The organism is Dellaglioa carnosa, assembly GCF_026948345.1.
Classification (GTDB): domain Bacteria; phylum Bacillota; class Bacilli; order Lactobacillales; family Lactobacillaceae; genus Dellaglioa; species Dellaglioa algida.
In genome coordinates this window covers 41,023-49,856 of record NZ_JANXLI010000008.1, presented here as the reverse complement: position 1 = coordinate 49,856, position 8,834 = coordinate 41,023, and the positions used below count along the sequence as shown (strand labels likewise).

Genomic DNA, 8,834 nt, shown 5'->3' with positions numbered 1-8,834 from the left:
ATTAGCAGGAAGTGCATCTGAGACAGGCAAGTACATGAAGAACAACTTAGTTGTAACTTATGTATATGAAAAAGAAGAATTACCGGTATCAACGGGAACAGTAACAGCAAGATATGTGGATGTAACCGGACGCCAAATAAGTGCAGATATAAAAACGACCGGTGCACAGGGCACAACATATAAAACAAACCAACAAGTAGTGAAAGGATACACATTTAAAGAGATGTTAGCGGGAAGTGCCTCAACGACAGGAAAGTATACGAATGAGAACCAGATTATCACTTATGTATACGTAGAATATATGAAACCTATTGTAAATGGCACGATAACGGTAAAATATGTTGACGAAAATGGTAAGGCACTTCGGACGGATGTATTAATGACCGGACCAGTTGGATCATCGTATTCAGTGGATAGAGAAGAAATAAAAGGATACACATTTAAAGAGATTAAAAACGGAAGTGCTGAAACGGGTGGTGTATATGCGGATAATAACCTTATCGTAATTTACGTTTATACAAAAGATCTTGTGAATGAAGTACCAAAACCAGAAGTACCAAAACTAGAAATACCAAAACTAAAAGCAACAAAGTCAGAAGTAATCAAACCGATAAAAGAGCGCTTAAAGGTAACTGAAAAAACAAGTAAAAATATAAAAGTAATGGGGGAAGTGGAAAATAAAAATAAGAAAAACGATACAAAGACGGTACAATCAAAAAAAGTACAGAAAGATAAAAAACAATTGCCACAAACGGATGAGAAAGCCAATTCCGTTCTGACTATGATGATTGGAGGTTTAGTAGCAGGATTATCATTGATAGGCCTTTTTATCAAAAAACGTATTAAAAAATAAATAATTATAACGGATAATACTTAAGGAGGGATTCGTCGGAGGGCCCTCCTTTTGTCGCGGAGGATTGAATTAACCGATAACCATGATGAATAGACAAATAAAGACCTAACGACGGTAATGTCATTAGGTCTTTATTTGTTATAAATCTTTATTTTTATGTGATTCATATAAATAGACAGGTATGCCAATTGCCACAATTGTGAAAGAAATAAGAACCCCTATAAGGTCTGATTGGATTTCACTAACTAAGACAAATGCTGCGCCCAAAATGGCCACAATAGGTGTAAATGGATATAACGGAACCGAAAAAACGCGTTTTAAATTTGATTCTTTATTCCGACGACGTAAGATGAAGACGCCGATAAAAGTCATAACGTAGAAGCAATAAACCGTAAAAATACAAATTTCAGATAAGCGATCTGCGTCAAAAAATAAAATCATAACGGCAGCAATACTTAAGGCGACACATGTAGCAACAATAGGCGAGTGAGATTTTGGATGTAAATAAGAAATTTGTTTATGGAAAGGAAGTTGTTTATTTTTACCCATTGCCCACATTATCCGAGGAAATGTCATGATTTTTCCGTTCATACAACCAAGGATAGAAATAATTACACCAATATTCATAATCTTACCGCCAATTTCGCCAAAAGCAATCTTAGCGAACTGCGGTGTCGCATTCTCGCCTAACTGATGAATTTGATCCGCGGGGACAACGCGCATGATACTGAATGAAACCAGAACGTAAATGAAAAGAACTAATGAAATACCTAAAACAATTGCTCTAGGTAGTGTTTTTTTAGGATTTTTTATTTCATCACCCATATTAGCAATTAGAATCCAACCATCATAAGCAAATAAAGTGGCAAGAATACCAACTCCAAAATTACTCGTTGAGTGACTGACAGTTGAAACTGACTGACCAAGCGCATTTGCGTCTCCAAAAAACAGGCCAAAGATAATAATTGCGGCAATTGGAAATAATTTACAGATAGTTGTGATGATTTGAAATGACGCACCATAACGATTAGACAACATATTAAGTGCCCCGATAGAAACAACAGCAACCAGTGCAATGAGATGTGAATACCCAGCTGGAATACCGAAGAAGTCTACTATTAAAATGGCAAGATAGGCACCGAGAGCAGCAATCATGGCAGGTCCATAAACGATAACTTGCATCCAACCGGCTAGAAATCCCCAGATTTTTCCGTAAATCTTTTCCATGTAGATATATAAACCACCAGTTTGCGGAATTTGAGATCCAATTTCGGCAACAGTTAATCCGGCGGTTAAGGTTATGATGCCACCACATAGCCATGCAAGCAAGGCATTTGTAGTAGATCCGGTATAGTCGAGTACCGATGCTTGCTTAAAAAAGATACCGGAACCGATAACCGTTCCAATGACGATTGATAGTGCTGACCACAGACCTAACGATCTGTTAAGTTCAACTGCTGGTTTTTTTTCCAAAATTGAATCCTCCTTTTTCTAAAATGAATATTAGAAGTTTAGCATAACGGTGGGGGCGACGCAATTAATCTGACAATACTGTCACATCAAAAAAAGAGTAACCCAATCAGTAAGAAATACTTGATTGAGTTACTCTTTTAATTATTAGATTAGACGATATAATCTTGTACTTGATTAGCAATAATCTTTGGAGCATCTATTTTTAATTTTGTACCTGATTCTTCATAAGTCGTTTCTAAAATTGTTGCTTTCTCATTGATTAAATCAACGATTTGACCTTTATCAAATGGAATTAAAACGGTCATAATCTCGTTATCTTTAAAGACATTCTTTTTAATGATATCAACCAGTTGATTAAGTGACGCTTCATCGCGAGCACTGTAAGTAAACTTATCATCAGAAAATGTAGGGTAAGCAATATCTGCTAAGTCAGCTTTATTGTAGGCATAAATCATTGGGATATTTTCAACACCAATGGCCTTCAATGTTTCTTCAGTCGTTTGAATCATCTCTTCAGCATGTTTATCGGCAACATCAATTACTTGAATTAATAGGTCAGCCTGGGCAGCTTCAGCTAAGGTTGTGCGGAAGGCTTTAACCAATTGATGAGGTAACTTGCTAACGAATCCAACAGTATCACTCAATAGAATTTGCTTCTTGTCTTCAAATTGAATATTTCGAACACTTGTATCTAATGTAGCGAATAACATATTCTTTTCGAAAACTTGTTTGTCTTCATCTTGTCCGATTAGACGAAGCAGCCCATTCATTGTTGTTGATTTACCTGAGTTAGTGTACCCAACTAGGGCAACGGTAGGGATACCAGATTTATCACGTTGTTTACGTCTGGTTGATTCTTCTTTGTCCATTTCAGCTAGATCTTTTTTAATATGAGTAATCCGATTCTCGATAACACGACGATCTAATTCAATCTTTGTTTCACCGGCACCACGGTTAGCCAGACCAGCGCCACCAGATTGTTGATCTAATTTAGCTTGCATACCTCTTAAACGAGGTAATTGGTATTGAAGTTGAGCCATTTGAACTTGGAGTTTTGCTTCACGAGATTGAGCTCTAGAAGCAAAAATAGCCAAGATTAGTCCTGTACGATCCATGACTTCCATGCCTGATGCGGCTTCAAGGTTACGAATTTGAGTTGGTGATAGTTCATCGTTAACAACTAAAATTTTAACACCTTGTGCTTCACTTTCGGCTTTGAATTCCTCTGCCTTACCTTTACCAAAGTAAAGAGCGGCAGTAGGTCGATCTAATTTTTGGCGAATATCTTCAACTGCATGCATGTTATTTGCTTCAACTAATGCAGCTAATTCGGACATTGTATAATCTAAATTTTCACGTTGTTTTTCGATACCGGCAATAAAAACATCAATAACTGGTATTTCTGTAGAATATGTTTCTTTCATGAGAACCTCCTCGTGGAACTTACTTAATAGGTTAAGTATAACATTTATCGGGAAAAATATTCGAACATCAAAATGGAGAGAAAGAAATAAATGAGAATTTGTAATTAATAATGGCTAAAATCTCATTTAACCATTTAATAATACCAATTTAAAATGAATTACGATGTTTGATAACACTATTTAAACACTGTTTGTAAGTGATTTTAGATTAAATTAGATTTTAATGTTGATTTTAATCTTATTCTAATGTAAGATAAACTTACGTTAAGAAAAGGTAAATAAAAAAGGAGAGGTCATATTATGAAGTTAAAGTCAGTGTTGAAATTAAGTGGTGTACTTGCATTGTCTGTCGTTGTATTGGCAGCGTGTGGATCTAAATCTTCATCATCGGATAGTAAAGAGCTAGCCGATAAACAAGTTATTAATTGGTCCGAGACAGCAGAATTACCATCGATGGATTTATCAAAAGCAACGGATGCAGTTAGTTTTGATATGTTGAACAATACAAATGAAGGTTTGTATAGCATTGGTAAAAATAGTAAAGTTTCAAATGCACTCGCTACTAAAACAACAATCTCAAAGGATGGTATGACCTATACATTTGATCTTCGCGATTCTAAGTGGAGTAACGGAGATAACGTAACAGCTCAAGATTTCGTTTATTCATGGCAACGGACGGTCAATCCTAAGACGGCTTCACAATATAGTTACCTCTTCTCAGGAATTAAGAACTATGACGCAATCAGCACTGGAAAGATGGCGTTATCAGAGTTAGGAATTAAGGCAAAAGACAAACACACATTAGTTGTGACGTTAGATAAAAAAGTGCCATATTTTAAATTATTAATGGGATTCCCAGCATTTTATCCACAAAATCAAAAAACGGTTGAAAAATATGGATCAAATTACGGAACGCAAAGTAAATACATGGTTTATAATGGCCCATTCACGTTAGACGGATGGACGGGAACAAATCTTAACTGGAAATTAAAGAAAAATAATACTTACTGGGATAAAAAAGCAGTTAAGTTAACAGAAATGAACTTCCAAGTGTCTAAAGATAATACGACAAGTTATAATTTATACCAAAGTAAAAAATTGGATATGACGAATTTATCGGCTGAACAGGCTAAGACATTAAGTTCAGATAAGGACTATATCACGCGTAAACAAGCGTCAACGTTCTACCTACAATATAATCAAACGAATAAATTATTCCAAAACAAAAAAATTCGTCAAGCTATCTCATTAGTTATTAACAGAAAACAATTTGTTGATAAAATATTAGGTGACGGATCAACAGCGGCCGCAGGATTGGTTACCACAGAGCTTGCCGCAAATCCTAAAACGGGAACAGATTTTTCAAAAGAATCAGAAGTTAAATCAGCTGTAAGCACTGATATTCCAGAAGCTAAAAAATTATGGAAAGCCGGTTTGAAAGAAGTTGGCGTTTCAAAAGCTAGTTTCTCAATCATGAGTGAAGATACTGATAAGGCTAAGAAAACAAATGAATTTTTACAAAATGCGATTGAAGATAACTTAGACGGCGCTGATGTTACGTTGACGAACATTCCGTTCAAATCACGTTTAGCAAGATCAGCAAGTGGTGATTTTGATATCGTTGTGACAGCGTGGGCAGCTGATTTCTCAGACCCAATCTCATTCTTAGATTTATTTACTTCAGATAATGCGCAAAATGCAGGTAAGTGGAAGAATAGTGAATTTGATGCACTAATTAAAGCATCAAAATCAACAGATGCAAGTAACCCTGACAAACGTTGGGACGATTTGGTTAAAGCTGAAAAAATCTTGATGGAAGACCAAGGTATTTCACCACTTTACCAAATGTCTCAAGCACAATTGCTGAGATCAACAGTTAAGGGTGTTATCTACAACGGTGCCGGTGTTAATTACAACTTTAAGGGTGCTTATGTTACTAAATAAATAACCAACGTGGTAAAATTTAACAAGTGAGAATTGACCGTAATGGCTAGTTCTGACTTGTTTTAATTACATAATAAAGCAAAAAGTGAGGGTCAGAATTATGGGTAAATACCTAGTCAAACGAATTTTTTATATGTTACTGACGTTGTTTTTAGTTGCAACCATTACCTTCTTTTTAATGAAGTTAATGCCTGGATCACCGTATGCGAATCAACAAAAAATGACGCCTGAACAATTACAAATTATGAATGAACAATACGGATTGAATAAACCGGTCTGGCAACAATATCTCATTTATTTATTGGGATTAGTTAAAGGCGATTTAGGAACATCATTCCAATACAGTAATCAACCGGTTTCGTACTTGATCTCAAGTCGGATTGGACCATCGGGACAGCTTGGACTTCAAGCAATTATCTTTGGGTTAGTTATCGGAATTGTGATTGGTGCTATTGGTGCAATTAACAAGAATACTTGGATTGATACATCTTCTACGATTTTATCAATTTTAGGTATTTCAATTCCATCATTCGTATTAGCTGTTTTACTACAGTATTACGTTGGATTGAAGTTAGGCTGGTTACCAATTGCTGATTGGGGTGGATTTAGCTACACCATCCTACCAACGATAGCGCTGGGTGTCGGGCCATTGGCGGAAACGGCCAGGTTCATTCGAACCGAAATGGTGGACGTCTTGAGCAGTGACTACATTGAGTTAGCTAAGGCTAAGGGATTAACGAAGTTTGGCGTGGTGTTCCATCATGCTTTACGTAACAGTTTGATTCCTTTAGTGACATTAATCGGCCCTTACACGGTTGCGTTAATGACTGGCTCAATGGTTGTTGAAAATATCTTCTCAATTCCCGGAATTGGTGAACAATTTGTTAAATCAATTTTAACGAATGATTTCCCAACAATTATGGGCGTTACAATGTTATATTCAGCAGGTTTAGTCGTTGTTATCTTATTAACAGATATCATTTACGGTATTATTGATCCAAGAATTCGATTAACCGGAAGGAGAAATTAACGATGGCAGATAAAATTGATCTACCAGTAGATGCATTTGAACCGTTAGACAAAAATAACACTATTGATAATGAAAAAATTGCTGCACCGTCGTTGACTTTCGTTCAAGATGCTTGGCGCCGGTTAAAGAAGAATAAAGGGGCATTTATCTCACTTTGGGTACTGGTTGTCATCTTTATTTTAGCCTTTGGTTCTCCAATTTTAGCACCGCATAGTGCGACGGAACAAAATGTTGAATATACCAATTTACCACCTAAAATTCCCGGTGTTCCGATTGATGGATTAAATGGTAAATTAAAAACATCATCGGGCGAGTGGTACGATGCTTACAAGCAAAATAGCATTCCAAAAGATAAGTACTTTATTTTAGGGACGGATGTTTTTGGCCGTGACTTATTATCAAGAATTATGTACGGAACTAAAATTTCCCTAATTGTGGCTTTAGTTGCTGCATTGGTTGATTTGGGCGTTGGGGTGGCATACGGGATTCTGTCAGGTTGGCGTGGTGGACATGTCGATACGGTCATGCAACGAATTATAGAAATTATCTCGTCTGTTCCTAACCTAGTTGTCATTGTCTTAATGTTACTTGTCTTCAAACCGGGTCTAACATCAATCATATTAGCGATTGCTGTAACTGGTTGGACAACTATGGCCCGGCTTGTTAGGGCACAAACATTAAAATTAAAGGATCAAGAATATATTCTTGCAGCTAGAACATTGGGCGAATCACCTATGAAGATTGCGGTAAAACATCTTTTACCTAACTTATCAAGTGTGATTATTATTCAAACCATGTTTACAATTCCAAGTGCAATTTTCTTCGAAGCTTTCTTAAGTTTCATTGGAATCGGGATCAGTGCTCCTCAAGCTTCTTTAGGATCATTGTTGAATGATGGTCAAAAGAACTTCCAGTTCCTACCATATCAGATGTGGTATCCAGCGATTGTCCTATGTATTATCATGGTTGCCTTTAACTTATTAGGCGATGGACTCCGTGATGCCTTTGATCCAAAAACGAAAGAGTAGGTGTTGAAAAATGACAGAAAATATTTTAGAAGTTAATCATCTAGAAATTAATTTTCATACGTATGCCGGGGATGTTAAGGCCATACGTGATGTTAGTTTCCATCTGGCTAAAGGTGAGACCTTAGCAATCGTTGGCGAATCCGGCTCCGGTAAATCTGTTACAACAAAAAGTTTAATGGGTTTACTAGCTAATAACGCGGAGGTGATGGGTGGCGAAATCCTCTATCATGGCGAAGATTTACTTAAAAAGTCAGAGAAGCAAATGGAAAGTATTCGTGGTAAGGATATCGCGATGATTTTTCAAGATCCTATGACTTCTTTGGATCCCACGATGAGAATTGGGCGACAAATTGCTGAACCATTAATGAAACACAAACATTTCAAAAAAGAAAAAGCAATGGCGCAAGCTTTAGAAATCTTAAAATTAGTTGGAATTACAGATGCTGAAAGACGATTTAAAGATTATCCACATCAGTTTTCCGGTGGGCAACGCCAACGAATAGTGATTGCCATTTCGTTAGTTTGTTATCCAGAAATTTTAATTGCGGATGAACCAACAACGGCCTTGGATGTCACTATTCAAGCACAAATTTTGGAATTGATGAAAGAGTTACAATCGAAAATTGAAACATCAATCATTTTTATTACTCATGATTTGGGTGTCGTTGCTGGTATGGCTGATCGTGTCGCGGTTATGTATGCCGGTCGAATTATTGAATATGGAACGGTTGATGAAGTCTTTTATAATCCGCAACATCCATATACTTGGGGATTATTGAACTCAATGCCAACACTTGATAGTGAACATCTGTACGCCATTCCAGGTACACCTCCTGATTTATTGGATCCACCAAAAGGGGATGCCTTCGCGGCTCGTAATGATTATGCCATGAAGATTGATACGGAACAACAGCCGCCATTCTTTGATGTATCACCAACGCATGCAGCAGCCACATGGTTATTGCATCCGGATGCGCCAAAGGTGACACCGCCGGTTGAAATCCAAAGACGGTACAAAATTTTTGCTGAACAACAGGAAACAAAGATTAAAGCGAATCAAAATTTGGTAGAAAACTAAGGAA

General features: G+C 36.8%; 7 protein-coding genes. 5 read left to right on the top strand and 2 right to left on the bottom strand.

Annotation, left to right across the window (positions count from 1 at the left end):
• On the top strand, positions 1–853 hold an 853-nt coding region (locus tag N0K80_RS07465), incomplete at its 5' end, for a MucBP domain-containing protein (protein ID WP_269026239.1).
• 138 nt (positions 854–991) lie between these two features.
• Here the strand turns inward: N0K80_RS07465 and N0K80_RS07460 are convergent.
• Complete coding sequence (locus N0K80_RS07460; RefSeq protein WP_407932696.1) at positions 992–2,329, bottom strand: APC family permease; 1,338 nt, start codon at positions 2,327–2,329, stop codon at positions 992–994.
• Positions 2,330–2,475: 146 nt separating this feature from the next.
• Positions 2,476–3,750, bottom strand: a complete 1,275-nt coding sequence (gene hflX, locus N0K80_RS07455; RefSeq protein WP_269008165.1) for a GTPase HflX — start codon at positions 3,748–3,750, stop codon at positions 2,476–2,478.
• Positions 3,751–4,050: 300 nt separating this feature from the next.
• Here hflX and N0K80_RS07450 point away from each other — a divergent pair, with 300 nt between their 5' ends.
• The 4 genes from N0K80_RS07450 to N0K80_RS07435 all read left to right on the top strand — a co-directional run bounded on the left by N0K80_RS07450 (position 4,051) and on the right by N0K80_RS07435 (position 8,830).
• Positions 4,051–5,694, top strand: a complete 1,644-nt coding sequence (locus tag N0K80_RS07450; protein ID WP_269024228.1) for a peptide ABC transporter substrate-binding protein — start codon at positions 4,051–4,053, stop codon at positions 5,692–5,694.
• Positions 5,695–5,794: 100 nt separating this feature from the next.
• Positions 5,795–6,724, top strand: a complete 930-nt coding sequence (gene opp3b, locus N0K80_RS07445) for an oligopeptide ABC transporter permease (RefSeq protein ID WP_057974295.1) — start codon at positions 5,795–5,797, stop codon at positions 6,722–6,724.
• A gap of 2 nt (positions 6,725–6,726) precedes the next feature.
• Positions 6,727–7,752 carry an oligopeptide ABC transporter permease gene (opp3C, locus tag N0K80_RS07440; protein WP_146343103.1) on the top strand — a complete coding sequence of 342 codons (1,026 nt, stop codon included), beginning with the start codon at positions 6,727–6,729 and terminating at the stop codon, positions 7,750–7,752.
• 10 nt (positions 7,753–7,762) lie between these two features.
• Positions 7,763–8,830: an ABC transporter ATP-binding protein gene (locus N0K80_RS07435; RefSeq protein WP_269008163.1), complete on the top strand. Its 1,068-nt coding sequence runs from the start codon at positions 7,763–7,765 to the stop codon at positions 8,828–8,830.
• Positions 8,831–8,834 lie beyond the last annotated feature (4 nt).